We start from the raw sequence: 26958 nt of genomic DNA on the forward strand, positions 1-26958 counted from the left end.
ATAACAAAATCACACCTCATCTTTTGAAGTGCGAACAATTGTTACTGTAACTTCATCTCTGTCGTGGTAGAGATGCCTCACCTTAACCGCAAATGCATCTTCTAGCGCATCTAAACGGCTTTTTAGCAACGTCATGGCTTCAACTACAGTTTCATAACGTTGTTTCATAGGTAGCTTTAAGTTGAAAATCGCGTGTGTTGCCCAGTGTTTAACCAGCCAGTCACCCATCAACTTTGCTACCCTATCGGGTTGCTCTATCATATCACATACAAGCAAATCTACACGACCAAATTGTGGTCGATACGTAAACCCGTCTGCAGCGTGATGTTCAACCAATCCCGTGCTCATCAAACTATCCGCAATGAGCCCATTGTCGATAGCTTCAACATACATCCCGCGCTTAACCAATTGATAGGTCCAACCACCAGGGCATGCACCTAAATCAACAGCACGCCCTCCCGTTCTAAGCACTTTAGTCTGTTGCTTGGCAGTCAACATATTTACCAGCGCATCTTCTAGTTTAAGCGTCGAGCGACTTGGCGCATCACTAGGAAACTTCAACCGACAAATCCCTAAATGTTCACTGCTTGCATGGCTGGGTAATGTATAGCCAATATAGCAAATTTCAAATGACTCGAAGAAAATATGTAATTTGGGGTTACCTAAGTTTTCTTTCGTTGTTAACCAACCTGCTTTTCTTAAGGCTTGGCGAAGAGGTACGGTAAACTTGCGGCAAAACTTAGCGAGCGTCTTTCCATCTTCCGTATCAGGATATTCCACATCGATTGCCCCGAAAATAGAAAAAGGCTTTTCTATTTCCTTCAAGGTCTCAAGTACTTGCCCTACCCTGTCCTCTTTCTCTATATCCTTTAGTGTGGCAAAAACAGCCACCAGCTGACGTGGAAAAATACTGTCGTGAACGGCGAACTGCGAAATGGTTTGTTCTAGCTGCGTGGCATCATATAAATGGTAAAGTACAAAGCCACTGTTTTTCTTCGACACAGGATAACCGTAACACTGGGCTTCGCCATATTTAGACGTGAGTTCGTTGGCCGTGTCGTTTTCATAACCAGGTCGGCAATAGCTCAAAATACTGGCGTTAGACATTATCTGCCCCCGGCTTATGGTTAACGTTGTTTTGCCCTTTGTGTTGTTGCTTTGTCCCCTTGTGACCCTTTATCAGTCCAACCACTAACAGCACCCAGCCAATAATAAAGAACATGCCCCCAAAAGGCGTTACCGGGCCAAACCATTTTATGCCGCTTATTGCTAACGCATATAAGCTACCGCTAAACAACACGGTTCCAATAACAAAACAGAGCGCAGCGCGATTCGCCCACGACGACGAGACAAACGCCGAAAGTGCCGGTAATAACAACAAAGCTAATGCGTGATACATTTGATAACGCACACCAATTTCAAAAGTGTTAAGCTGCTGCGCCGTCAACACGCTTTTTAGGCCATGTGCACCGAAAGCGCCAAAAACTACCGCTAAGCCCGCCAGCAGCGCACCCATAATAAGATAGGGCTTGGCAAGAGTCGCCAAACCTAGGTTTTCATTTTTCATTAAATTCGTTGTTCGCTCTGATTTCTGACTAATCATTAATTACGTAAAACGCTATCTATAAAAGACGCGGTAAGCGCGGCTGCTTGAACAATATGCTCTTGCTGGGTTTTACCGCTAGCTTTTCGAGGCTTAAAACTGTGATCGCCGTCTTCTAAATACTCGCACTCTATGTGTGAAGATAGCGCGTAGCTCTTTTTGTAACTCTCGACTTCACTCTTAGTTCCAAAAGTATCTCGCTCACCCTGAATAATAAGCATAGGCTTAGATGCCGTTGACAGATGCTCGGTTCGCGTTTTCTCGGGTTTGCCAGGTGGATGAAACGGATAACCCAGCGCTATCGCGCCTTTTACGTTACTCACCGACTCATACACCATACTCGCCATGCGCCCGCCCATCGACTTTCCACCGATGAACACAGGCAAGTTATGCAAGGCTTTGTTATCTTTGCAGCAGGATGCAACTACCGCAGTAAAGTGTGACATGAGTTTATCCGCTTTATCGGGAGGTCTACGTTTCCCTGTTGCTTTGATAGTTTGCATGTAAGGAAAGTTGAAGAGCACCACAGATATACGATGTGAAACGAGTTCCCTCGTAATGTCCTGCATAAAGTCATGCTCTTTTCCTGCACCCGCGCCATGCCCTAGAACCAAAGAGGCTACTGGCATCTTAGCCTCGTGCACTTCAATATCAAAAGTGTGTTGTTCTATTTTTGCGCTTGCAGTAGTCGTATCTTCACTAGGCATCACTACAGTAAATCCTCTTGCTCGGCTTCAACCAACGCTAAAATCCAGTCTCTAAAGGCTGCAATTTTACCCAATTCCGCCTGAGACTCTTCGCAGACTAAATAAAACGCATCACGACTTTCTACCCGCTCTTCAAACGGCATAACAAGACGACCAGCCTCAATTTCTGGCCTTGCAAGCACGGTATTGCCCAACGCAATACCCTGACCGAGTGCCGCGGCTTGCAATACCAACATAGAGTGACTGAAAACCGGCCCTTGGTTTACATTTACCCCAACTACCCCAACGTGTTTTAACCAGTTTTTCCAAGCAGTTCGGCTTAGGTCGTGTAGCAGAACATGGTGCCGTAAATCAGACAAACTCGATAAAGGTTTAGGACCTTGAAACAACAATGGCGAGCAAAGCGGTGTTAAAAACTCTCTATGTAACTGATCAGCCTGAAGGCCAGTCCATCGCCCTTTGCCGTAATAAATAGCAACGTCTACGTCATCTTCTAAAAAGCCTTCGTCAAAATCGACCGCTTTTATTCGCACATCAATATCGGGGTGAGCCAAACTAAACTTATGAATACGAGGTACCAACCATTGGCTGGCAAAGCTCGGTGGCATGGCCACTGTTATAGCCCCTTTACTTCCTTTGGCGAGTAGCCTTTCAGTCGCATCCTGTAAGTTTTTGAAAATATCTTTAAGCTCTAAAAAATAGGCCTGCCCTTCTTCCGTGAGCAGCAATGTTCTATTTCTTCTAAGAAACAGTTTCATTGATAAGAAATCTTCAAGTGCCTTAATCTGATGGCTGACGGCTGCTTGGGTAACAAACAGTTCATCGGCAGCCTTAGTAAAGCTTAAATGGCGCGCAGCCGCTTCAAACGATTTAAGGGCGTTAAGTGGGGGTAAACGTCGGTGCATATATTGTTTTTAATCCAGTGTGACCGAAGCATGACATTTTCATTAGTTTTTCTAATGACAAACCATACTTTTACTCGTTTTATTTTTCACCACCCGCTGACTATAATTTACCCGAAATTAAAAAAGAACATTTAATTTCAGCGTTTTATGATGAACATTTGTTAAACATTTTAACATTCATCAACAATTATTTAATTATTTTTATTAGGTGTGAAAATGAAAAAATTACTTTTAGCTAGCGTTTCTGTTATGGCGTTCGCAAGCGCTGCTGCAAATGCTAACGCACAACCAGAAAAGATCAATCTAGAATCGTTAATCAATACCGCAATGACCAGCGTAAAAATGGCTGAAGTGTTGCCAGAAAACGATGCACACATTGTCGTTAAAAAACAATCAAAAGCTATTTTGGCTGAGCAGACCCAAATTAAGCTTCACAAGAGCTTATTAGCAATGACAAAAGGTGAAAAGCGCTTAGACGTTACAGAAGCGGAATAAGCAACTCACACACCTGATACGCATGCCGGTGCTTGCACCGGCATACGCCATCACACTTTTTAGGTATTACTTGTATCTAACGGGTCAAAACCTTTGACCAGTTCGTCTAATGCTTTCATTTGCTGTAAGTACGGCTCTAATTTAGCCAAAGGCAGCGCACAAGGCCCGTCACATAGCGCTTCATCTGGGTTCGGGTGAGCCTCAATGAACAAGCCTGCTAAACCTAATGCCATACCACTTCTTGCTAATTGTGCCGCTTGAGCACGACGACCGTCTGCAGATGTAGCACGACCTCCAGGCATTTGAAGCGCATGAGTCGCATCAAATATTACTGGGGCATATTCTTTCATTGCATCCATACCAAGCATATCAACAACTAGGTTGTTGTAGCCGAAGGAGGTTCCACGCTCACAAAGAATAACCTTATCGTTGCCCGCTTCGCCTAACTTTCCAATGATATGGCGCATTTCGTGTGGCGCTAAAAACTGCGGCTTCTTCACGTTAATTACGCTTCCTGTTTTCGCCATCGCAACAACCAGGTCTGTCTGGCGAGCTAGGAAGGCAGGTAACTGAATGACATCGACCACGTCTGCTACTGGCGCCGCTTGATGCGGTTCATGTACATCAGTGATAATTGGAACATTAAACGTCGACTTTATTTCTTCAAAAATGCGCAGCCCTTCTTCCATTCCGGGGCCTCGGTACGACGTAACCGATGAACGGTTCGCTTTATCAAATGAAGCTTTGAAAACGTACGGTATGTTAAGTTTTTGCGTGACTTCAACGTAATGCTCTGCGATGCGCATGGCAAGGTCGCGAGATTCAAGTACATTCATTCCGCCAAAAAGAACGAAGGGTAAGTGGTTAGCAACTTTAACGTTACCAACATTAATAATCTTTTGAGAATCAGGCATTATATATTTCCAATTAAATCTTAAAAAAGAGGCTGTTTAGTGACGGCGACCATTGCCGTTGCCATTAAAACGCCAAGCGCTGCAACAAAGAAGCCCCATTTGCCTAAGGTAGTCTTTGCTTTTTTCAGCGCGAACAACCCAAACACAATGTAAAGCACTACACCGATTACCTTAAAGGTTAGCCATGCATTTACGAAAGGATATTGAGATAAGAGTATGCACAACCAAATTGCACTCGCAAGTAACACAGTATCAATAACGTGCGGAAGAATTTTAACCCATTTTTTGCTTAAGCTTGAGGCATCAAACTGACTCCAAATGAAACGAAATACAAAAAATAAAATGCTTAAACCAACGGCGGTTAAGTGAAGGTGTTTTGCCATCATGTACATAGTTTTTTCCTGTTCTTATTAGATATCACGCGCGACGGTTAAATCGGCATGAGCAAGTGTGCTTCCTAAGCTTATCAACTTGATTATACGTGCAGAGAATTTAAAAAAAACAGGCGCTTTTTTGCACCTGTTTTCATTTATAGCGCAACTATTAGCGCGTCATTGTAGCGTATATCAACATGTAAATAACCGAGAATTAAGTCATATTGCCTTAACATGTCAACATTTTAGGTTCATTGCTATAAGTTAGCTGCGATTGCGAAAACTAAACATAACAACACGCATTACTTGGCATCGGGAAAGCGTGCCTGAATCTCCAGAAATGCCGGAAGGTTATCAAGCAAACACTCGACTAATTTAGGATCAAAGTGTTTACCACTTTCATCCCTTATTACCTTCTCTACTTTATCGATTGTCCATGCCGATTTGTAGGGCCTTTCATTTACTAAGGCATCGAACACATCCACTAAAGTCGCAATACGGCTTTCTACATCAATGCTTTCGCCTTTTAAACCATCTGGGTATCCCTTTCCATCCCAGCGTTCATGATGTTGTTTTGCAAGCTTCGCTGCCAGCTGAATGGTAGGGCGGGTCGAGTCTTTTAAAATCTGATACCCAAACTCTGCGTGTTGTCTAATTTTAAATATCTCTTCTTCAGACAGCAGTGTGGTTTTTTGTAGAATGGATTTAGGCACAATCGATGTACCAATATCGTGAAGTGGAACAGCAAGGCGAAGTGCGTGAACCGACTGCTCATCTAACCCCGCTTTTTTTGCGAGAAGCTGCGCCATCTCAATTATTCTTGTGAAATGGTTAGAACTATTAGTCTCATGCTCTAAAGCACGTCCCAATCGCTCAATTATTTCTTTTTGTGTGGCTTCAACGTCAACCGTTTTTAGTACATTATCAAACGCTAATTGCACGCTATCAGAAAAACGCTTAACAAGATGTCGGTCACTTTCTCCTATTCGTCGAGGCAGCCCAGATAAGTACAAAAGTGCGCCGTTATGGCTTTTGCTATTGCAATAGGCAACGACGTGATCTTCAGCGTACACAATCTGCTTTTCACGCATCGCTTTGGTACAAAGAGCGTATTCCTGCGCACTAATAGCATCTTTTAGCGGTACACCTTCTTTACTGGCATACTCACCATTCCCCGCAAACACATAAAGTTCGTCATCATCAAGTTTTTTATTACCTGTATTAATCGTACGCGACGTGGTAGCAACAGCCGTGGTGATGTAGGCGGCATCTTTAGAGCACCCTAAAATTGAAGCGAGCTGTTGAATAATGCCCTGCATAAACTTCTCGAGAGAACGAGATGAAAACAAATCAACAGAAGCATCAATTATCTTTTCTAAGCCCCGCCTGTTTTCTTCTATTACAATAATATCGCGATATGAACGCAAAGATGCGATGATGACAGTGAAGAGTTTTTGCGCGGTAAGCTCAGTTTTAGATTTGTAATCGTTAATGTCGTAATTAATGATGACATCTTTTTCAGGGGCTTGGCCAGGCTGGCCAGTTCGCAAAATAATGCGAGTGAAATGATTATCCAACTCGTTACGAATATACTCAGCCACTTGAAGGCCGGCATCGTCGGTTTCCATAACCACATCAAGTAGCACTACAGCAATATCGTCTTGGGCTTTAAAAATTGCTTTAGCCTCTTCTCCGCTGTATGCACTAACAAATTCAAGGGTTTTACCGTTTAAACTGAAGTCGTTTAGCGCTAACTTGGTAACTGCATGTACTTCAGGTTCATCATCAACAATAAGTACTTTCCAGCTACCCAGATCGTCTACTTCATTTTCGAATTCGTCTTCTGCGAAAAAAAAGTCATCATTCATCTGGTACATCCTGTAGTGTAAGAAATTGTTTCACATAGCGCTTTTGTATTCTGAATTGCTTTTAAATACTAATCCAAAAATGAATATTAGCAAGTTTGCAAATAAACGAAGTAGGTTACATTTAAGTTGGTCTGACTAAATATGGCTAACTAAGCCCAACGCCCCAATGTCACGCGATCATTATTTCCATAGTCTTTGACCGTTTCGACACTTACAAACCCCTTGGCAACAAGTAGCGCTTTAACATCATCTCCTTGGTCAAAACCATGTTCAAATGCTAATAAGCCATGCTTATTTAAAAAATGGGGGGCATTGTCGGTAATTAACTTAATATCTTCTAAGCCATGTTCCCCCGACGTCAGTGCTGTAATCGGCTCGAAGCGTACATCGCCTTCCTTAAGGTAAGGGCTAGTTTCATCAATATAAGGTGGGTTTGACACGATAATATCGAATGTTCGGCCTTCAAGCGCTGTAAACCAGTCACTTTGCACAAAACGGGCGTTTGTAATGCCATTTGCTTTAGCATTACGTGTAGCAAGGTCTACCGCATCGCCTTGAAAATCTACGCCAATCACCGAAGCGTTTGGTAACTCGCTTGCTAACGCCAACGCAATGGCGCCTGTACCGGTTCCTAAATCACAAATTGAAAGCGCATTATGCTGATGCTGATTTGCCCAATTAAGCACCTGCTCCACAAGTATTTCAGTGTCTGGTCGAGGAATAAGTGTGTGGGGTGAGGTGAAAAGTGATAGGGTCCAAAAGTCGCGTTTACCCGTGATGTATGCAACAGGCTCACCCAATTTTCGCCTAGAAATGGCTGTTTCAAATTGTGCTTTTTGAGCAGCATCTAGGGTTTTATCTGGCCATGTGAAAAGATATGTTTGGGATTTATCTAGAATATTGGCCAACAGAACTTTGGCATCAACTGAGGGTGATTCACCACCCTCTAGTTGATGTATTGCCCAAGCAAGGGCTTGGTCTATGCGCATGTTTGTTCTTCAGCAAGCATTATTCATCAGAGAGCGACGCAAGCAGGTCGGCCTGATGCTCTTGTAGAATTGGGTCAATAAGCTGTTTCAAATCACCTTCTACCACTTCGTCTAAACGATAAATCGTTAAATTAATGCGGTGATCGGTAACGCGCCCTTGCGGGAAGTTGTATGTGCGAATTCGTTCAGAACGGTCACCACTACCTACAAGGCTCTTACGGGTCGACGCCTCTTCTGCCGCACGCTTCTCTTCTTCAATTTGATTTAATCGCGCTTGCAACACAGACATCGCCTTTGCACGGTTTTTATGCTGCGAACGCTCATCCTGACATTCAACCACTAAACCCGTTGGCAAGTGAGTAATACGAATTGCTGAGTCGGTTTTGTTAACGTGCTGACCACCCGCACCTGACGCACGGAACGTATCGATACGAAGTTCGGCAGGATTAATTTCAATGGCCTGCGACTCAGGAATTTCAGGTAAAACCGCTACTGTACACGCTGATGTGTGAATACGGCCTTGTGACTCAGTTTCTGGTACGCGCTGAACGCGGTGGCCGCCTGATTCGAACTTCAATACGCCGTACACGCCGTCACCGCTTACGCTAGCAATAACTTCTTTATAGCCACCGTGCTCGCCTTCATTCGCGTTTACCAACTCTACTCGCCATCCGCGGCTTTCAGCATAACGGCTGTACATACGGAACAAATCACCAGCAAAAATAGCCGCCTCATCACCGCCCGCTCCAGCACGTATTTCTAGGAAGCAGTTGTTGTCGTCGTTAGGATCTTTAGGCAAAAGTAAAACTTGAAGTTCTGTTTCAAGGCGTTCAATTTCCGCCTTGGCATCTTTCATCTCTTCTTGTGCCATTTCGCGCATTTCAGCATCGTCTTCGTTCAACATTTCTTGCGCTGAGCTTAAGTTTTCTTGCGCTTGCTGATAAGCGTTAAAGCCCGCGACCACGTCTTCTAGCTGACTAAACTCTTTTGACAAATTGCGAAACTTATCCTGATCGCCGATAACTCCAGGGTCGCCTAGCAACGCCTGAACTTCTTCGAAACGCTCGACTAAGTGTTCGAGTTTCCTAACTACCGACTCTTTCATATGCTTCTTATTACCTTATTTATTATCGTCTGACGAAAAGCCAGATAAATCTAATGCCTGTCCCATCCAACGGCTTAACGCCGGGTCATCGTGCATGGCCGCCTCGCGTAACGCTAAGGTAGTTGGATGCAACAGCGTATTGGTTAGTTTATACGCCATTTCTTCTAATACCGTTTCGGCATTTTTACCTTCTGCTAATTGCGCTCTGGCTTTTTCTACAATATCGTCACGCTGTGCCATGCCTTTTTGGCGATACTGTCTTACTAAATCTATCGATTGTTGCGACTGTTTCCACGTCATGTAGTCGCCAGCTTGCTTGTCGATAAGCTTTTCGGCTTCTTTTGCAGCTTGTTCGCGGTTTTCTAAATTCTTTTGAACAATGTGCTGCAAGTCATCAACGGTATAAAGGTAGGCATCGCCTAACTCATTAACCTCAGACTCAATATCTCGTGGTACGGCAAGGTCAACTAAAAACATTGGCATGTTTTTGCGCTGTTTAAGCGCTTTTTCTACCATACCTTTGCCAATCAGTGGCAACTGACTCGCCGTAGAGCTTATTACAATATCAAAGTCTTTTAGGTGCTCGGGCACTTGCGACAACGTGTATACGCTAGCTCCAAGCGTTTCTGCTAAGGTCTCAGCTCGCGCTACTGTTCGGTTGGCAACCGCTAGGTGGCTCACACCTTGTTCTTTCAAATGCTGCGCGACCAGCTCAATGGTTTCGCCCGCACCAACAAGTAACACGGACCGCTTGGGCAATTCAGCGAATATATGCTTAGCCAACTGAACTGCTGCGTAAGCCACGCTAACAGCATTCGCACCAATATCGGTCTCGCTGCGCACGCGCTTAGCCACTGAAAACGTGTGCTGGAACAGCTTATCAAACTCGCTGTTTATCATACCTGAGTGTTTGGCATCACCAAAAGCCTGCTTAACTTGCCCTAATATTTGAGGTTCACCTAATATTAGTGAATCTAGGCCACTGGCCACCCGCATGATGTGCTTTACCGCTTCGTCTTGTGAAAGAATGTAACTGTGATTGGCGATCTCGTTTACATCCAAGTGATGGAAGTCACTTAACCATTGCAGAAGTTTTCGGCCTGTATTGTCTTGGGTATTTACATAGAGTTCAGTTCGATTGCAGGTCGACACAATGACTGACTCTTCTATCCCATTCAGCTTTTTTAAACTCGCAAGCGCTTCCACCAGAGAATCTGGTGTAAAAGCCACTTTTTCGCGAAGTGCTACTGATGCTGTTTTGTGGTTAATACCGAGGGCGAGTAAAGTCATTAAAATCTGTGCTGGCAACGTCGGAGCGGCATTGTACGAAAAACCCAAAATGATTGAAAGTGTTGGTGAAACTGTGTTCCCATAATGTCACAACTAAATGTGTTTTATTTTTATACAGGTGTCGTGCCTTAATGATTCGCTTATCTACCCTTTTACTTTGCTTTTGCCTTTTATTAAGTGCATGTACAACCGCCCCCAAAGGCCCAGAAAACGCGGTCAACCTTACCTCTCAGCTTGAAAAAGTAGCACAAGTACAACAGTGGCAAATGCGGGGTAAAATTGCTTTTCGTCAAGGTAAGGAAGCGGCCAGTCTTAATTTGACTTGGAAAAACGATTCCGGTGATTTTGGTTTCCGATTAACCAATTTCCTAGGGGTAAGTTTGGTTAATTTGACAGTTTCAGAACAAAAATCAGTTTTAGAAGCCGACGGCGAAACTTATGTTAATGCCCTTCCCGAGCCGCTAATTTATCAAATTACAGGCATGGTAATTCCCGTGGAGTCTCTCTTATCTTGGGTTAAGGGCTTGCCGATTGAAGGCGATAAATTCACGTTAACCGATAAGGGGCTTGTTGATACCCTTGAAAGCTATTGCCCTGCCTGTCGAAATTGGCAAGTTGCTTACGGCAATTATGGCAGCGTTCAAATGGAAAATGGTAGTTCAGTGTGGCTTCCGCACAGTATTACACTTGTACAAGAAGAAATGCCGAATATCCCCCAAACCCAGCTAAAAATTAAAATTTATCAGTGGACACTGTAGTGAAGTCATCTGTTACAACACAAAAAGATTGGTGGCCCTCGCCCGCCAAACTCAACCTTTTCTTACATATTCTTGGCCGCTACGACAACGGCTATCACCAGCTTCAAAGTTTATTTCAAATGCTGGACTACGGCGATGCACTTGCCTTTGATATTAGTACAGACGACACAACGATTCGCATGGAAACACCACTGGCTGGTGTACCAGACGATGAAAATTTGATTGTAAAAGCAGCACGACTGCTGGCAACAAAAACACAATGTAATAAAGGTGCCGTTATTTCGTTGGATAAGCGCCTTCCTATGGGGGGCGGCATCGGTGGCGGATCGTCAAATGCGGCTACGACCTTAGTGGCGCTAAACCACTTATGGAAAACAGGTTTAAGTGAGAATGAACTAGCCGAGCTAGGTTTAGCGCTAGGTGCAGATGTGCCCATTTTTGTACGTGGCCTAACGGCTTTCGCAGGAGGCGTTGGCGAAGACATTACACCAGCTCCTCAACCAGAACTGTATTTTCTTGTGGCCAATCCTAACGTTCACGTTAGTACAGCCGAAGTATTTACTTCACCGGATTTGCCCAGAAATACGCCGGCAATGTGCTGGGAAGACTATAAATTTGAAAAAACTTGGAATGATTGTCAGCAATTAGTCGCGAATCGCTATCCGGAAGTTGCAAAATTATTACAGTGGTTGGTACACTACGCACCGTCGCGAATGACGGGCACAGGTGCATGCGTGTTTGCCACTTTTTCTGACTACACTTTAGCCGAACAAGTTAGGGCTCAAATGCCTGAAGCTTGGCAGAGTTTTGTCGCAAAAGGTGTGAATCGCTCACCACTATTAGATAAATTAGAACAACAAAGATAGCGTGTACGCCACATCGGACAAGAACTTAAAAATTGGGGTATAGCCAAGTTGGTAAGGCAGCGGGTTTTGATCCCGCCATTCGTAGGTTCGAGTCCTGCTACCCCAGCCAAACCTCTTTTATCAACGCACTGAGGAACCACTTGTGCCAGATATGAAGCTCTTTGCAGGTAATGCCGTACCAGAACTTGCCCAGAAAGTTGCCGATCGCCTCTACACCAAACTTGGAAATGCCAAAGTTGGCCGTTTCAGTGACGGTGAAATTAGCGTAGAAATTCATGAAAACGTCCGTGGCTCGGACGTTTTTATTATTCAATCTACGTGTGCACCTACTAACGATAACCTTATGGAACTTATTGTGATGATCGATGCATTGCGTCGCGCATCAGCTGGTCGTATTACAGCGGTAATTCCATATTTTGGTTATGCACGCCAAGACCGTCGTGTTCGTTCTGCTAGGGTGCCAATTACTGCGAAAGTAGTGGCTGACTTCCTTTCAAACGTTGGTGTTGACCGCGTACTTACCATCGACCTACACGCCGAACAGATTCAAGGTTTCTTTGACGTTCCGGTAGATAACGCATTCGGTACTCCTATCCTTCTTGCTGATATGGTAAGACGTGACTTTGCCGACCCTGTAGTCGTTTCTCCAGATATTGGCGGTGTAGTACGTGCTCGAGCTACTGCGAAACTACTTAACGACACTGACCTTGCAATTATCGACAAGCGCCGCCCTAAAGCGAACGTAGCTCAGGTAATGAACATAATTGGTGACGTGAAAGACCGCGACTGTATCATTGTTGACGACATGATTGACACTGGCGGTACGCTTGCTAAAGCGGCAGAAGCGCTAAAAGCACATGGCGCGCGCCGTGTTTACGCATATGCAACGCACGCAATCTTCTCGGGTAATGCAGTAAATAACCTTAAAGAGTCTGTTATTGACGAAATTATCGTTACTGACTCGATTCCTCTTAGCGCAGAAATGCAAAAAATGGGCAAGGTTAAGCAGCTTACGTTATCAGAAATGCTTGCAGAAACTATTCGTCGCATTAGCAACGAAGAATCTATTTCAGCGATGTTTGAATACTAACGCACACTAAAAAGCGAGTGAGACAATGTCTTAACTAGCATTGTTTCACTCGCTTCTCTTTAAAAAAGCATTGATTAGTTATCAATGTCATCTTCGTCGTCTTCTGGCATGTCTACATCAACAACAGGTACTTCAACTTCTTTAGTCTCTGTTCTTACGTCAACGTCTACGGTATCCACGTCATACTCAGGCAGCTCACCGCCCTCCACGTCAATATCTGGCATTTTGCCGTCATCCGTTTTCTCTACTTCATATTCCGGTAATTCACCCGATTCTACTTCGACATCAGGCATTTCACCATCTTCAGTCTTGTTTACGTCACATGCACTTGCCGCTAGTGCCAGACTCGATACCGCAAAAATTTTAGTTAACTGCTTCATTTTCTCTCCTTAAAAACGTTGCTATAGATAACCTTTGCTAAAGGCATATTTTATATGTAATACATCGACTTTAGGTTAAATGAAGGTAACCAAATCTCGTCTTTACATAAACCATTGTGAGTGTAGCAGGGTCTATGCCAACTCCTTCCTCGAATTCATCTGCGGCAAAATAGAAAAATGTATTATCGTCTTGCTAAACTTTTTTAATAAAGAAAAATCAAAACATAACGTAGTAAACAATAAAGAATAAAAGCATCTTAATATCAGCTAGTTATTAAAGAATTAGTAAAACGTATTTTTAAAACCACATAAGTGGAGCGTCCTTTTCTATTTGTAAATACATGCTGTTTGCTTCAACCGTTTCCTTATCTCCTTAAGACAATTCGCAAACTCTACTTCCATCTAGATTAAACGCGATTGTCTGTTGAAGTGTAAAAAAAATGTATACGATTCGGTGTTTTTTGTAGAAATTACTTAAACGGCGTGGAAGACTGTTTTTTGGAAAAGAGTTTACGGGCAGTAACACGCTTAAATTGTGGTTTACCGTTTTTCAGCGTAAATGTTATGTCCCTTTACTCATTTGATAGAGGAATAAAAGAATGAAAAAAAATCGATTAAAACTAGCACTCATGTTCACTTCTGCACTCACGCTTATCGCTTGCTCTTCGGAAGAGGAGAATAAGGACGTCACAATGGTAGATAAAGAAAACAAAACGCATACTAAGACTGAGTCTATGCCTAAAGAACTTGTCGCTGAACCTGTTACCCAAGCCGAAGCGGTTGAAGGTAATGCAAAAGGCGAAGTGAACATGAAGGGTAGCATTATATATAAAGATTTAGAGGGCGGTTTTTATGCCTTTATTGCTGAAAACGGTGATCGTTATACCCTACATGGCCTAGATGAAACTTATCAAAAGAACGGCCTTATTGTTGAAGTAAAGGGCACACCAAAGCCGGATATGATCACATTCACACAATTTGGTACCGTGCTTATGGTATCTGAAGTCAAAGTGCTTGATACCAGCAAGGTGATTAATAACCTTCAAACTCAATGATCGATATGTTGGTGAGGTGTGTAGCAAATTCATAAATCATGGTTTTTGCGCTAATAGTGCAAACTAACACTAAAAGGACTGGTTACAATGATAAATGCGTATGCCGCTAAAGAAGCGGGCGGAAAGCTGGAAAAGTTTCAATACGATCCTGGTGAGCTAGGTTCTCACGATGTTGAAATAGACGTAGAAAGTTGTGGAATCTGTCATAGCGATTTAAGCATGTTAGACAACGAGTGGGGCATGACAGAATACCCATTTGTACCCGGTCATGAAGTGGTTGGCACGATTAGCAAAGTAGGTGCACATGTTACGTCCCTTGAAGTGGGTCAGCGCGTAGGCCTAGGTTGGCACGCCAGCTACTGCAATAGCTGTAGAACCTGCGAAGAAGGCGATCACAACCTTTGTGCCGACGCAACGATGACTATCGGTGGTCGCCACGGTGGATTTGCAGACAAAGTGCGAGCACAAGCACGCGCGGTTGTCCCATTACCCGATTCTATCGATAGCACTAAAGCAGGCCCGCTATTTTGTGGCGGTATTACGGTATTTAACCCTTTAGTTCAGTTCAATGTTAGCCCTACAAGTGAAGTAGGCGTGGTTGGTATTGGCGGTTTAGGCCACCTTGCTCTTCAGTTTTTAAATGCGTGGGGATGTAAAGTTGTCGCTTTTACGTCTAGCGAATCTAAAAAGGAAGAAGCTTTAGAACTCGGCGCTTCTGACACTATCAATAGCCGCGATGAAGATGAAATTAAAAAAGCTCGGGGGCGATTCGATTTAATCATTTCTACAGTGAACGTGAAGTTAGATTGGAATCTGTATTTATCAACGCTTGCGCCAAAAGGCCGACTACATTTTGTAGGCGCTACATTAGAGCCACTTGATATAGGCGCATTTAACTTAATTGGTGGGCAGAAAAGTGTGTCGGGCTCGCCAGTGGGTAGCCCTGCAACTATCAAAACCATGTTAGATTTTGCTGCGCATCACAATATTGAGCCTGTTACCGAAACATTTAAATTTGATGATGTGAATAACGCTGTAGAAAGGTTAAGAGAAGGCAAAGCACATTATAGAGTGGTGCTCACCAGATAAAGTCTGGCAAAATGGCTGTCTTAACGCCTAAACGCCCATGAGTAAATGAGTTAACCACTAATCTGTTACGAGAGCTTTCGTTATACTGCACCTAATACATTAAAACGCGCGCTTAGGTGCGCGTTTTTTCTGTGCCACTACCGCCTATATGTATGGGTTTGTATTTTTTGTGGGCTTTGGCAATTGTATGTTTTGGTGTGTGGTGTTAGAATTCGCCGCCCTTGAATTTTGGGTCGGTGTTTTATTGTGCATAAAAACGTATTTTTAAGCGTAATTCACACCAATTAACAGTGAGTTTTGGTCGCAAAAACTCACATCATTAGACTTATATATTGGAGACAGACAATGTCTGAAGCAATTTTTAACCTAGACGCTTCTGTTCGTACAGACCTAGGGAAAGGTGCGAGCCGCCGCCTACGTCGCGAAGATAAGCTTCCTGGTATCATCTACGGTGGTGAAGAAGCACCAGTTTCTATCACTCTAGATCACAACAAAGTGAACAACGCTGCTGACTTTGAAGCGTTCTACTCTCACGTTCTTACATTGAACGTTGACGGTAAAGCTGTTGAAGTTCTAGTTAAAGACATGCAACGTCACCCGTTCAAGCCAAAGATCACACACATTGATTTCCAACGTGTTATCGCTGGTCAAGACGTTCACACTAACGTACCACTTCACTTCGTAAATGAAGACGCTTCTGCTGCTGCTAAAGCTGGCGGTATTGCTGAGCACCACGTAACTGAAATCGAAGTTACTTGTCAGCCTAAAGATCTTCCAGAGTTCATCGAAGTAGACATGGCTGCTGTTGAAATGGGTCAAACTGTACACCTTTCTGACCTAACTCTTCCAGCTGGCGTAGCTTCTGTTGAACTTGCTAAGAACGACGAAGCTCACGACCTAGCGGTTGTAACTGTTAAGCCTGCTCCAAAAGCGGCTGACGCAGAAGAAGACGGCGAAGAAGCAGCTTCTGAGGAATAATCCTCTTGGCTGATATCCGCCTTATCGTGGGTCTGGGTAATCCAGGCCCCGAATATGAAAATACCCGACACAATGCCGGTGAATGGTTTCTCAACCAACTAGCCGACACCTACAACGCCCCGCTAAAACCAGAAACAAAATTCTTCGGTAAAACTGCTCGCATTACTATTGCTGGCAAAGATATCCGTTTGCTCTACCCCACTACGTTTATGAATAAAAGTGGACAAGCCGTAGCAGCACTGGCTAACTTTTACCGCATAGAACCAGAACAAATATTAGTAGCGTTTGACGAATTAGACTTACCTCCCGGCGTAGCGAAATACAAAGTGGGTGGAAGCTCAAGTCAAAATGGCGTACGTGACATTGTGGCTAAAATGGGTAACAACAAGAATTTTTTGCGTTTGCGCATAGGTATTGGTCACCCAGGTCATAAAAGCCGGGTTACAGGTCATGTACTTGGAAAGCCAGCAGCAGAAGAAAAAACAGCCATTGAAAGTGCCATCGATGACGCGGTACGCTGTACTGAAATTTTGCTAAAAGAAGACCTTAAGCAAGCACAAAACAGGTTACACTCGCACAAAGGGTAAACCTTAGCCAGTTATCACTTTTCCAAACTAAGGATCCATATCATGGGTTTTAAATGCGGTATTGTTGGCCTACCAAACGTAGGTAAATCAACACTTTTCAATGCATTAACTAAAGCAGGTATTGAAGCGGCAAACTTCCCTTTCTGTACCATCGAGCCAAACACGGGTGTTGTTCCTGTGCCAGATCTTCGTTTGGACAAGTTGGCTGAAATCGTAAATCCACAGCGCGTCATTCCTACTACCATGGAATTCGTGGACATTGCTGGCTTAGTTGAAGGTGCCTCTAAAGGTGAAGGTTTAGGAAATAAATTCCTAGCCAATATCCGTGAAACCGACGCTATCGGTCACGTAGTGCGCTGCTTTGACGATGAAAACATTGTTCACGTAGCAGGTCGCGTAAGCCCTAAAGATGACATTGATGTTATTAACACCGAGCTTGCACTTGCTGACCTAGAGACCACAGAAAAAGCATTACACCGTGTTGCCAAGCGCGCTAAAGGTGGCGATGCTGATGCCAAGTACGAAATGAAAGTACTTGAGAAGATTAAGCCACACTTAGACGAAGGCTTGTTACTTCGTTCACTGGAGCTTACCAAAGAAGAGCTCGCTGCAATTAGCTACATGAACATGCTTACCCTTAAGCCAACCATGTACATTGCAAACGTGAATGAAGACGGTTTTGAAAATAACCCTTACCTTGACCAAGTGAAAGAAATTGCAGCAGGCGAAAATGCCACTGTAGTTGCAGTGTGCGCGGCTATTGAGTCTGATATTGCTGAACTTGAAGACGACGAGCGCGACGAGTTCATGCAGGACATGGGACTTGAAGAGCCAGGCCTTAATCGTGTAATTCGCGCAGGCTATAGTCTTCTTACGTTACAAACGTATTTTACTGCGGGTGTAAAAGAAGTACGTGCTTGGACTTTCCCAGAAGGTTCAACAGCGCCACAAGCGGCAGGTAAAATTCACACTGACTTCGAAAAAGGCTTTATTCGCGCTGAAATCGTAAGCTACGAGCACTTCGTTGAATTCAACGGCGAACAAGGTGCTAAGGATGCCGGTAAATGGCGTCTAGAAGGTAAAGATTATATTGTTAAAGACGGTGACGTTATTCACTTCCGCTTTAACGTGTAACAGGTAAAACCTAATTAGAAAGCCACCGCAAGGTGGCTTTTTTGTTTGCGCTAAACAAATGTGAAGCGTAAATTGGCCTGATATAACTAACAAAAACTATTGGCTTCAGCAATAATGGTTAACCACTTCATAAATACACATTCCCCCGTTTTTATGCAAAGTCAATTTATGTGCATACAGCGATACAATGTACTTAAAGTATTAATGGTAATGTTTTGTTTACTGAGCTTTACGAGCTTTTCCTTTGCTACGTCAAACCAAACGAAAACAATAGCTACCAAACCAAATAGTATTGATGGCGAAAAATCATCAATGATGGCAAACAAAAATACCGTTCAGAAAAACACAATTTTACAAAACACGTCGTCGGGTTGGTATCACGTGCCTCAAGGTAATACGGCGACGTTTAAAACCACATACGGCGATGTAGTTGTTGCACTTCACCCTGCGCTTGCACCTAAACATGTCGCAAGGTTTAAAGCCCTTATTGGCGCAGGCTTTTACAACGAACAGGCGTTTTATCGTGTGGTAGACGGGTTTGTTGCTCAGGCCGGAAGCAACGATACTCACGATGCAACTCAATTTACTCCTACACTGCTAAGCCCTATCAACGCTGAATTTACTCAACCGCTTAATAGCAATGTAAGTGTTGTTGAAACAAACGATATGTTTGCACCTAATTCCGGCTTCTTAGACGGCTTTCCTGTTGGTATAGATAAAGAGCGTAAAGAGATGTGGGGGCTTCACTGCCCTGGAGTGGTTGCCTTTGCGCGAGATAGCGAAAAAGATACGGCCAGTACAGAGTTTTACATTGTGATTGGCCAAGCGCCGCGCCACTTAGACAGAAATATGTCGGTGGTAGGTCGCGTGGTGAAAGGTATGGACGTGCTTCAAAAACTTCCGCGAGGAAATAGAGATACAGGTGGCGTATTGGATAACATCACCCAAAATAGCAAAATAAAACAGGCATACATGCACTCAAATAACACTGCGCCTTATTTTGTACAAACAGCACGCCATGAAGAATACCAAAGACGGGCAAACACAGGGAAAAATTTAGATAACCCGTTTTTTCACGACAATATGTATGGGCCGCGCCCTATTGACGTGTGTTATTACCAAACAAAAACCAGCAATAAAACGTGGTAAATAAGTACTTTAACTTGTGCAAGTTGTTCAATTTCACGGCTTTTTGTGCGTATTTCACCCTAATGCGCACACTTAATGAGCATTTAAAAAAAGTTAGTAAAAAAGGGGTTGACGGTTGCCAGTCATATACGCATAATACGCGCCACTTCCTGAGAGGGAAGAGAATAGCAAGGCTACGTAGCTCAGTTGGTTAGAGCACATCACTCATAATGATGGGGTCGCAAGTTCGAATCTCGCCGTAGCCACCAATTCTCTTTAATACCTTTTAGGAAAGTTTAGCTGCGCGGAAGTGGTGGAATTGGTAGACACGCTGGATTTAGGTTCCAGTGCTTCACGGCGTGAGAGTTCAAGTCTCTCCTTCCGCACCATTTGGGGTATAGCCAAGTTGGTAAGGCAGCGGGTTTTGATCCCGCCATTCATAGGTTCGAGTCCTGTTACCCCAGCCATTCTTTTTGAATGACTATTGCAGCTAGCGTCTACGCGGAAGTGGTGGAATTGGTAGACACGCTGGATTTAGGTTCCAGTGCTTCACGGCGTGAGAGTTCAAGTCTCTCCTTCCGCACCATTTGGGGTATAGCCAAGTTGGTAAGGCAGCGGGTTTTGATCCCGCCATTCATAGGTTCGAGTCCTGTTACCCCAGCCAAATTCTTGAGAAGCCGCTCATAGAGCGGCTTTTTATTGAAGATATAAGTTAAGGCTACGTAGCTCAGTTGGTTAGAGCACATCACTCATAATGATGGGGTCGCAAGTTCGAATCTCGCCGTAGCCACCAATTCTCTTTAATACCTTTTAGGAAAGTTTAGCTGCGCGGAAGTGGTGGAATTGGTAGACACGCTGGATTTAGGTTCCAGTGCTTCACGGCGTGAGAGTTCAAGTCTCTCCTTCCGCACCATTTGGGGTATAGCCAAGTTGGTAAGGCAGCGGGTTTTGATCCCGCCATTCATAGGTTCGAGTCCTGTTACCCCAGCCATATTCTTGAAAAAGCCGCTTTTATGAGCGGCTTTTTCATATGTGCAATTTAATTGTGCTGAAGAAAACCCTTACCTCCCCTTCATCTTGAAGATATTTGCTATATACGAGCACAAAACGTCATAGTTTCCGTACGTTTTCATTGACCAATTTTTTAATGGTCGTGCTAGTATTGTTTTTTTATCGATATAGCTCGGCATATTCAAGGCCTTAGCAAACCTTTGTTTGTTTAAGCCATCGCGTTTGTTCTGGCAGCATTTCTGTCATGTTCAGTTCACTTACACACGCCGAGTAACAATTAAAATAATAACGAAGGAAAGTGCGTGATAAACGAATTCGTTTCATTAGTTAATAATATTCTTTGGGGAGACGGCCAGGTACTTATCATTATGCTGTTGGCATGTGGTATTTGGTTTACGGTAAAACTTGGCGGCGTGCAGCTTCGCCACTTCGGTCATATGTTTAGCTTGCTTAAGGGCAGCAACACCTCTACCAAAGATGGTATCAGTTCATTTCAAGCGTTGTGCACCAGTTTGTCTGCGCGCGTGGGCACGGGTAACTTAGCCGGTGTTGCTGTAGCCATATCACTAGGTGGCGCAGGCGCTATCTTTTGGATGTGGATGATAGCACTTTTAGGCATGGCCACAGGCTTCGCTGAAAGTGTATTAGGCCAGCTTTATAAAGTACGTGATGAAAACGGTGAGTTTCGTGGTGGCCCTGCTTACTATATCAAACAAGGTTTAAATAAAACCTGGCTAGCAGTGGCGTTTTCTTTATGTCTGTTTTTCGGCTACGGTTTCGTATTTAGCGCTGTTCAAGCCAACACTATTACCGATGCATTAAACAATGCGTACGCTTTCCCTAGCGAATATGTTGGCTTGGCCATTATTGCGTTGGCCGCATTAATTGTTGTGGGCGGACTGAGAGGCATTGCACGATTCGCTGAATTTGTTGTGCCGTTTATGGGTATTGGCTACGTGCTTGTAGCTCTGGCTATTACCTTTATTAATATCTCAGAACTACCTGCCATGTTGCTTGATATTGTGAAGTCGGCATTTGGTTTACAGGAAGCTGGCGCTGGTGCTCTAGGTGCCGCTATTAAAAACGGTATTCAACGTGGCCTTTATTCTAATGAAGCGGGCAGCGGTTCGGTGCCGCACGCAGCAGCAAGTGCTGTGCCTAACCCCAACCATCCTGTATCTCAGGGTTACATTCAGATGTTAGGTGTGTTTTTAGATACACTAATTTTATGTACATCCACGGCCTTTATTATTTTACTTGCTGGCGGTTCAAGCTCCGATCAAATGGAAGGCATCCGACTTACCCAAGATGCGATGAGCAGCCACTTAGGCGAAGGCGGAACAGACTTTGTAGCAGCCGCTATCAGCTTATTTGCGTTTACGTCGGTAGTAGCTAACTATGCGTATGGCGAAAGTAACCTTCACATGTTTAAGCTAGACAATAAAATTGGCCGCTCAGTGTATACCATTGGCTATTTAGGCATGATTTACTGGGGGGCGCAGGCAGCACTGCCACAGGTGTGGGCAATGGCCGATATGGCGTTAGGCTTAATGACGGTTATTAACATCATCGCTATTGTGTGGATGACCCCAACAATTGTATCTATCAGCAAAGACTACTTTAAGAAAAAAGACAGTGGCGAAAACATGGAATACAAAGTGGGCGACTGTGAAATTCAAGGAAAATCTGAAGATGGTGTGTGGGATTAATTCCGACACTTAACTCATTAATATGTCATTGAATGTGAAATGACTATATTAGATATGGCATAAAAGGCTAACCTCAAGTTAGCCTTTTTTATTTCTAGCGAACGCTCGCATTACCAACATTGGCTGTGTGATAGCTACTGTATATTGAGTTTAAAACAGTAGACGATGGCACTCTACAACGCCACCGGCAAATGCCCTGTCTTAACCCAAATCACGGTTTCTTCGTCAACATAAGGATGATGCTGACTCATATGAGGGTTACGCAGCCATGTGCCTTTTGGGTATTCACCATGTTCATCTTTAAATGTACCCGATAGCACAAAAATTTCTTCACCGCCGAAGTGTCTATGAGGTTTAAATACCTCACCTATCGGCCACTTTACCAACGCCACATGCTCGTGCTCAAAGTTATGTAGCGGCATCACTTGTAAACCGCCCTGCCCTGGCAGCCATTCTGCTTTATTCGTATCTACCCGTACTTCACTTAAATCACGCTTGTCGAACTGATTAAGCTTAACCAGAATCACACAGCCTTCTTTACTAAATGGGCTGTGCTTGCTGCCTGGCGGGTTACGAAGGTAGGTGCCTGCAGGGTAGTCGCCGTGCTCGTCACAAAACACACCTTCGAGCACGAAAATTTCTTCACCGTAAGGGTGACCATGCTGCTTAAAGCTAGCGCCTGCCTCGTACTTAACCACACTCGTTGTGTGGCCAGACTCTTTTGCTTCGCGTTCTAAAGGCTTGCGCCAAACAGTAGCGGATGGTGACGCTTGCCACCCTTGCATTTGCGTATTAATTGCCAAGCGTTCATCAAAATTCATATTAAGCATCGTTAATCCTTATCAACTACTCGGGCCTAAGCAATTCGAAAAAGTTGTCTTGGGATATAGTGTAGTAGTCTCCGCGCCCACCGCCACGACTTACTGGTGCACTCTTAAGCGTGCTATAAACACCGTTTTCAATGAGCGACTTATCAATGTGCACACCCACTACCTCGCCCATAACAAACCAACTATTTACAGTATCACCTGATGCTGATTTGAGTTGCACCACATCGGTCAGCTTACATTCCATACTTACTTTACTGGCTTTTACGCGTGGAACACTGACTACTTCACTTTCTACGGTTTGAAGCCCGGCATGGTCAAATTCACTTTCTTCAGGTGCCAGAGGCTTGCTTGTTGTGTTCATCGCGTTAATCAAATCTTCCGATACGAGATTCCAACAGAACTCGCCGGTTTCCTGCACATTTACCAGTGAATCTTTCTTACTGCCAACTACCGAAAAGCCAATAATTGGCGGCGTGTAGTTTAGCGCGTTAAAAAAGCTGTAAGGCGCAAGGTTGAGTACACCAGCTTTTGACTGTGTTGATATCCAACCTATTGGGCGTGGTGCGATAATGGCGTTAAATGGGTCGTGGGCTAGGCCGTGACCGTTTTTGGGTTGATAAAAGTGCGATTGCGACAAAACCATTCCTTACTATTTGTGCTAGGGTTGAACTATAACTGATATGAACGCTCGTACCGCTCTTTTCAAGGGCTATTGAATAAAGGCTGTTTATGACTGCACGAAGTGTCGCTTTCTCTAGAACGAGACTCACAGAATTAATGGTGCCCTCTTTTGCCAACTTTGGCGGCAAAGTACATGGTGGGGTTATTCTATCCTTAATGGATAAAGTGGCCTATGCATGTGCCAGTAAACACGCAGGTGCCTATTGCGTTACCGTAACCGTTGACGGTGTAGAGTTTTTACAGCCTGTAGAGGTGGGCGACCTACTCCATCTTGATGCTACCGTTCATTATGTGGGAAATACTTCATTGGTTGTGGGAATTAAAGTCACGACAGAAAATATAAAAACCAACGAGGTGAAACACACCAATAATAGCTTTTTCACAATGGTTGCCAAAGACGATAGCGGCACGCCAGTAGCAGTGCCTGAGCTTGAATTGTCAACGCACCACGAAATGCGAAATTTCGTAACCGCTATTCGCAGAGCAAAAATAAAAAAAGAAGCGCAGGTTCGTTTACAGCACGATTACGATGCCTTTATCCCCAAAGAAGATTTTGCGTTACTGGATGAGCACAGATGCACGGTAACGTTTGAAAGAAACGATTAACTCACGTTAACAAAAAGGCCAACTTATAAATCAGTTGGCCTTATAAACTTATTCTCAGCTATATAAATCCATCTTAGAAGCTGTACGAAACTTTTCCGTACACAAAACGCCCTGAAAAGCCGTAAGGCGAAAACGGTGAATACGCGAATAGTCGCGAGAATGTTGTCACGTCTTCAACAAGCTCTCTAGTAGGGTCAGGATAAACATCGAATACGTTGTTTGCACCTAAAGACACCGACAAGCCTTCAGTCAGCGCAATACGAACATCTAAGTCTGTAATCCACTCTGACGGAATAATTTCATTGCGCTGTGGATTTGACGACGGATCTTCAACTTCGCCATAACGCGTGGTGCGAAGCGTAGTTGTGTAGCGATCGTAATTCCACGTTACACCTAAATTTACTTTACTGTCTGGCGAACTGGTTTCAAATCGGCGAAGTTCAACATCACTAAATAAGTTACCTTGGTCAACGCCTGCGTCTTGTAATACCTCTGGTGCATCTATTACGCTGGTTACTTCGTTATCGTTGAAGTTTGCACCTGCATTGAAGTTGAACGCGCCAAAGTCAACCGTGTTTAAGGTATAAGTAGAAACAATATCAACACCCTCAGTGCGCGAATCGATAGCATTTAAGAAGAAGCGTGCGCGCGTCGCTCCGGTTCCTTCAAGCAATGCCTCGATGCCGGGTCCAGATAAGTTATTCGACAACACAATACGGTCATCGATATCAATGCGGTAGAAGTCTACGGTTAAATTAAAATCAGCAGTGGGTGAATAAGTAAAACCCGCACTGTAGTTATTAGACTCTTCTGCATCAAGGCCTGGGCTTCCTAGCGCTTGCGCAACGTCACTTGACGGGGCGAATGTTCCAGTTTCTGTTGGTTCGCCATCGACAAATACGGTAGCAATTGAAGTAAAGAACTGCTGCTGAAGCGAAGGCGCTCTAAAGCCTGTTGATACAGACGCACGAAGTGCAAACGCATCACTTAGCGTAACGCGATGAGACATTTTCCAGTTAAATGTACTGCCAAAATCTGAATAGTCTTCATAACGACCTGCTACTGCCACATTCCAGTTTTCAATAACATCGGCTTCTAAATCTACATACACACTGTAGTTATTACGGCTGTTATCGCCTGCTGATTCTGGTGTGAAGCCAGGAAATACCTGCGAGCCAGATGCGCCGAATGGGCCGTTAACAGGGTCTGTCACCGCTCCGCCTGGACCGAACGAGCCTTGAATGTAAGAGCCTTCTTCACCTGCCGTTATTTTATAGCCTTCGTGACGATACTCAGCACCCATTGCGAAGTTCATTTCGCTATAGAATAACCCTGTATCAACCAAGCGTGACGCGTCAGCGTTTACAATAGTTGTATCGTATTCAAGGGTTCCAGCATAGAATTCTGTTGGGCTTGTTGGACCAAGCGACGTGTTAAGCGTATTGATTACTCCATACTCTAACTCGTTGCCACCGTGGGTTAATGACAAGTCATAGTTCCAAACATCACCATAACCTTTAATGCCCGCGATTAACGACATATCTGTTATATCGGTTTGAATTGAGGGCAAGAAGCCGTCTGGGTAAATTTCTACAATGTTTCTTGAATCTTGCGCTCGGCGATAAAATCCACTGCCCACGGAGTCTCGGGTGCTATAGCCAGCCGTAGTGTAAAATTCTACGCTATCAGAAATTGCCTTACCCGCATTTACAAAAAGCCCGTAATCTTCTACTTCACCGTTTCCAAAAACATGGTTGTAGCGATTAATCGTTAGTTCGCGAGGGTCCAAATCGCCATTTGCGTCACGGCTGTAGTTTTCACGTTGATCGTAGTCTGCGCGGTTAGCTTGTCCTCGATCTCGGTATTCTGCAGATACATTTACAAAACCATCGTCTCCCCATTCAAAGCCTACGTTGCCCCGAATTGTTAGGGTTTGACCATCTGTTAAGTCTCTGTCGCTTCCTTCGCTAAATGCCAAATTACCTTCGCCGTCAACACTTACACCTTCAAGGTTTGGAACACCGTCCATAGAAGTAACGTTTGCGCCGTAGGTGACAGACACGTCGCCCCCCTCAGCGGCGTCTTTAAGCACTATATTAATAACGCCAGCTATGGCGTCTGAACCATATTGTGCTGCAGCACCATCACGAAGCACTTCAATACGCTTAATTGCGTTAGCGGGAATAGCGTTTAAGTCGACCGCTGATGAACCACGACCGACTGAACCGTTGAGGTTTAATAGCGCTGATGTATGACGGCGCTTACCGTTCACCAAAACTAACGTATGATCAGGTGCCAAGCCGCGAAGCTGCGCAGGACGAACATGGTCAGTACCATCTGTTAACGACGGTTGCGGAAAGTTAAAGCTTGGCAATAACTGGTTAAGAATCATGTTTGTTTCAGTTAAGCCTGTCGCTTCGATTGATGAGGCGTCAATAATATCGATAGGTACTGGAGAGTCATTTACCGTTCGGCCAACACGGCGAGAACCTACAATTTGAATTTGTTCAACATCTTGCTCATCAAAAGAGGTTTGCTCTTGGGCAAGCACTGACGAAGAAAAAGACATTCCAGCAATTGCAGAAGCAATTAAAGAAAGTTTAAAAGCCGAAGCGTTAAATTTTGCCTGTTGCATTGTGATGTTCCTGAATTCTTATAAGTTTTGCTTTTTGAAGTGCGTTGTCTTCTACTGATTCGAAGCAAAAATAGACTTAAAAATTATGTTATTTCTGTAGTTGAGGTACTGCTAAACGCCAGATTGTCTGAACAGACTTATTATTATTAGAAAAGATAAGCGAGTGATGCT

The 26958-nt window shown here is 44.1% G+C and carries 26 protein-coding genes and 9 tRNA genes; 21 read left to right on the plus strand and 14 right to left on the minus strand.

What is annotated here, in order from left to right; all coding sequences use genetic code 11:
- Positions 1–9: 9 nt before the first annotated feature.
- From rlmM to ACHUFN_RS02765, 4 genes are read right to left on the minus strand one after another with little or no spacing between them, the layout of a single operon-like run.
- Positions 10–1107 carry a 23S rRNA (cytidine(2498)-2'-O)-methyltransferase RlmM gene (rlmM, locus tag ACHUFN_RS02750; RefSeq protein ID WP_394220786.1) on the minus strand — a complete coding sequence of 366 codons (1098 nt, stop codon included), beginning with the start codon at positions 1105–1107 and terminating at the stop codon, positions 10–12.
- Entirely contained in the window at positions 1100–1567 is a 468-nt protein-coding gene (locus tag ACHUFN_RS02755) for a DUF423 domain-containing protein (protein ID WP_394220787.1), read from the minus strand. Before ACHUFN_RS02755 ends, rlmM begins: the two co-directional genes overlap by 8 nt.
- Before the next feature lie 35 nt (positions 1568–1602).
- Complete coding sequence (locus tag ACHUFN_RS02760; protein ID WP_394221035.1) at positions 1603–2310, minus strand: alpha/beta family hydrolase; 708 nt, start codon at positions 2308–2310, stop codon at positions 1603–1605.
- A 2-nt stretch (positions 2311–2312) separates the two neighbouring features.
- Positions 2313–3215, minus strand: a complete 903-nt coding sequence (locus ACHUFN_RS02765; RefSeq protein WP_394220788.1) for a transcriptional regulator GcvA — start codon at positions 3213–3215, stop codon at positions 2313–2315.
- Between the two features lie 216 nt (positions 3216–3431).
- On the opposite strand from ACHUFN_RS02765, the gene ACHUFN_RS02770 reads away from it, so the two are divergent.
- On the plus strand, positions 3432–3710 hold the full coding sequence (locus tag ACHUFN_RS02770) for a hypothetical protein (RefSeq protein WP_394220789.1): 279 nt from the start codon (positions 3432–3434) through the stop codon (positions 3708–3710).
- 59 nt (positions 3711–3769) lie between these two features.
- Here the strand turns inward: ACHUFN_RS02770 and kdsA are convergent, their stop codons facing one another.
- From kdsA to hemA, 6 genes are all read right to left on the minus strand, one after another.
- Entirely contained in the window at positions 3770–4624 is an 855-nt protein-coding gene (kdsA, locus tag ACHUFN_RS02775; protein ID WP_394220790.1) for a 3-deoxy-8-phosphooctulonate synthase, read from the minus strand.
- A gap of 20 nt (positions 4625–4644) precedes the next feature.
- Positions 4645–5010 (minus strand): SirB2 family protein, encoded by a 366-nt coding sequence (locus ACHUFN_RS02780; RefSeq protein WP_394220791.1) that lies wholly within the window; start codon positions 5008–5010, stop codon positions 4645–4647.
- Positions 5011–5300: 290 nt separating this feature from the next.
- Positions 5301–6866, minus strand: a complete 1566-nt coding sequence (locus tag ACHUFN_RS02785; RefSeq protein WP_394220792.1) for a DUF3369 domain-containing protein — start codon at positions 6864–6866, stop codon at positions 5301–5303.
- Between the two features lie 149 nt (positions 6867–7015).
- Entirely contained in the window at positions 7016–7855 is an 840-nt protein-coding gene (gene prmC / locus ACHUFN_RS02790) for a peptide chain release factor N(5)-glutamine methyltransferase (RefSeq protein WP_394220793.1), read from the minus strand.
- Between the two features lie 19 nt (positions 7856–7874).
- Positions 7875–8960 carry a peptide chain release factor 1 gene (gene prfA / locus ACHUFN_RS02795; RefSeq protein ID WP_394220794.1) on the minus strand — a complete coding sequence of 362 codons (1086 nt, stop codon included), beginning with the start codon at positions 8958–8960 and terminating at the stop codon, positions 7875–7877.
- A 15-nt stretch (positions 8961–8975) separates the two neighbouring features.
- Positions 8976–10250: a glutamyl-tRNA reductase gene (gene hemA / locus ACHUFN_RS02800; protein WP_394220795.1), complete on the minus strand. Its 1275-nt coding sequence runs from the start codon at positions 10248–10250 to the stop codon at positions 8976–8978.
- Positions 10251–10381: 131 nt separating this feature from the next.
- On the opposite strand from hemA, the gene lolB reads away from it, so the two are divergent.
- The 4 genes from lolB to ACHUFN_RS02820 all read left to right on the plus strand — a co-directional run bounded on the left by lolB (position 10382) and on the right by ACHUFN_RS02820 (position 12964).
- Positions 10382–11008: a lipoprotein insertase outer membrane protein LolB gene (gene lolB / locus ACHUFN_RS02805; protein ID WP_394220796.1), complete on the plus strand. Its 627-nt coding sequence runs from the start codon at positions 10382–10384 to the stop codon at positions 11006–11008.
- Complete coding sequence (ispE, locus tag ACHUFN_RS02810; RefSeq protein ID WP_394220797.1) at positions 11008–11874, plus strand: 4-(cytidine 5'-diphospho)-2-C-methyl-D-erythritol kinase; 867 nt, start codon at positions 11008–11010, stop codon at positions 11872–11874. The genes lolB and ispE overlap by 1 nt, the downstream gene beginning before the upstream one ends.
- A gap of 33 nt (positions 11875–11907) precedes the next feature.
- A tRNA-Gln gene (locus ACHUFN_RS02815) sits at positions 11908–11983 on the plus strand.
- A gap of 33 nt (positions 11984–12016) precedes the next feature.
- The gene (locus ACHUFN_RS02820; RefSeq protein WP_394220798.1) at positions 12017–12964 is read left to right on the plus strand and encodes a ribose-phosphate pyrophosphokinase; all 948 of its coding nucleotides are present in this window, start codon (positions 12017–12019) and stop codon (positions 12962–12964) included.
- A 74-nt stretch (positions 12965–13038) separates the two neighbouring features.
- On the opposite strand, the gene ACHUFN_RS02825 is transcribed toward ACHUFN_RS02820, so the two are convergent.
- Positions 13039–13344 (minus strand): hypothetical protein, encoded by a 306-nt coding sequence (locus tag ACHUFN_RS02825; RefSeq protein WP_394220799.1) that lies wholly within the window; start codon positions 13342–13344, stop codon positions 13039–13041.
- Positions 13345–13943: 599 nt separating this feature from the next.
- Here ACHUFN_RS02825 and ACHUFN_RS02830 point away from each other — a divergent pair.
- The 15 genes from ACHUFN_RS02830 to ACHUFN_RS02900 all read left to right on the plus strand — a co-directional run bounded on the left by ACHUFN_RS02830 (position 13944) and on the right by ACHUFN_RS02900 (position 22035).
- Positions 13944–14399 carry a ribose-phosphate pyrophosphokinase gene (locus tag ACHUFN_RS02830; RefSeq protein ID WP_394220800.1) on the plus strand — a complete coding sequence of 152 codons (456 nt, stop codon included), beginning with the start codon at positions 13944–13946 and terminating at the stop codon, positions 14397–14399.
- 87 nt (positions 14400–14486) lie between these two features.
- On the plus strand, positions 14487–15488 hold the full coding sequence (ahr, locus tag ACHUFN_RS02835) for an NADPH-dependent aldehyde reductase Ahr (protein WP_394220801.1): 1002 nt from the start codon (positions 14487–14489) through the stop codon (positions 15486–15488).
- A gap of 345 nt (positions 15489–15833) precedes the next feature.
- Positions 15834–16466 (plus strand): 50S ribosomal protein L25/general stress protein Ctc, encoded by a 633-nt coding sequence (locus ACHUFN_RS02840; RefSeq protein ID WP_394220802.1) that lies wholly within the window; start codon positions 15834–15836, stop codon positions 16464–16466.
- 5 nt (positions 16467–16471) lie between these two features.
- A complete protein-coding gene (pth, locus tag ACHUFN_RS02845; RefSeq protein ID WP_394220803.1) occupies positions 16472–17053 on the plus strand; it encodes an aminoacyl-tRNA hydrolase in 582 nt (193 codons plus the stop codon).
- A 42-nt stretch (positions 17054–17095) separates the two neighbouring features.
- Positions 17096–18187, plus strand: a complete 1092-nt coding sequence (ychF, locus tag ACHUFN_RS02850; protein ID WP_394220804.1) for a redox-regulated ATPase YchF — start codon at positions 17096–17098, stop codon at positions 18185–18187.
- Positions 18188–18499: 312 nt separating this feature from the next.
- A complete protein-coding gene (locus tag ACHUFN_RS02855) occupies positions 18500–19336 on the plus strand; it encodes a peptidylprolyl isomerase (RefSeq protein WP_394220805.1) in 837 nt (278 codons plus the stop codon).
- 171 nt (positions 19337–19507) lie between these two features.
- Positions 19508–19584, plus strand: a tRNA-Met gene (locus ACHUFN_RS02860).
- Between the two features lie 35 nt (positions 19585–19619).
- Positions 19620–19704, plus strand: a tRNA-Leu gene (locus tag ACHUFN_RS02865).
- 2 nt (positions 19705–19706) lie between these two features.
- Positions 19707–19782 (plus strand) — tRNA-Gln (locus ACHUFN_RS02870).
- 34 nt (positions 19783–19816) lie between these two features.
- A tRNA-Leu gene (locus ACHUFN_RS02875) sits at positions 19817–19901 on the plus strand.
- 2 nt (positions 19902–19903) lie between these two features.
- Positions 19904–19979, plus strand: a tRNA-Gln gene (locus ACHUFN_RS02880).
- Between the two features lie 52 nt (positions 19980–20031).
- Positions 20032–20108 (plus strand) — tRNA-Met (locus tag ACHUFN_RS02885).
- Positions 20109–20143: 35 nt separating this feature from the next.
- Positions 20144–20228, plus strand: a tRNA-Leu gene (locus ACHUFN_RS02890).
- 2 nt (positions 20229–20230) lie between these two features.
- Positions 20231–20306, plus strand: a tRNA-Gln gene (locus ACHUFN_RS02895).
- A gap of 322 nt (positions 20307–20628) precedes the next feature.
- Positions 20629–22035: an alanine/glycine:cation symporter family protein gene (locus tag ACHUFN_RS02900; protein WP_394220806.1), complete on the plus strand. Its 1407-nt coding sequence runs from the start codon at positions 20629–20631 to the stop codon at positions 22033–22035.
- Positions 22036–22208: 173 nt separating this feature from the next.
- On the opposite strand, the gene ACHUFN_RS02905 is transcribed toward ACHUFN_RS02900, so the two are convergent.
- Together ACHUFN_RS02905 and ACHUFN_RS02910 are read right to left on the minus strand one after the other, a co-directional pair.
- Entirely contained in the window at positions 22209–22865 is a 657-nt protein-coding gene (locus tag ACHUFN_RS02905) for a cupin domain-containing protein (RefSeq protein WP_394220807.1), read from the minus strand.
- Positions 22866–22881: 16 nt separating this feature from the next.
- Positions 22882–23502 (minus strand): flavin reductase family protein, encoded by a 621-nt coding sequence (locus tag ACHUFN_RS02910; RefSeq protein WP_394220808.1) that lies wholly within the window; start codon positions 23500–23502, stop codon positions 22882–22884.
- 92 nt (positions 23503–23594) lie between these two features.
- Here ACHUFN_RS02910 and ACHUFN_RS02915 point away from each other — a divergent pair, with 92 nt between their 5' ends.
- On the plus strand, positions 23595–24152 hold the full coding sequence (locus ACHUFN_RS02915) for an acyl-CoA thioesterase (protein ID WP_394220809.1): 558 nt from the start codon (positions 23595–23597) through the stop codon (positions 24150–24152).
- Between the two features lie 73 nt (positions 24153–24225).
- On the opposite strand, the gene ACHUFN_RS02920 is transcribed toward ACHUFN_RS02915, so the two are convergent.
- Complete coding sequence (locus ACHUFN_RS02920) at positions 24226–26787, minus strand: TonB-dependent receptor plug domain-containing protein (protein WP_394220810.1); 2562 nt, start codon at positions 26785–26787, stop codon at positions 24226–24228.
- Positions 26788–26958 lie beyond the last annotated feature (171 nt).

The organism is Alteromonas gracilis, from assembly GCF_043642145.1.
GTDB lineage: Bacteria > Pseudomonadota > Gammaproteobacteria > Enterobacterales > Alteromonadaceae > Alteromonas > Alteromonas gracilis_B.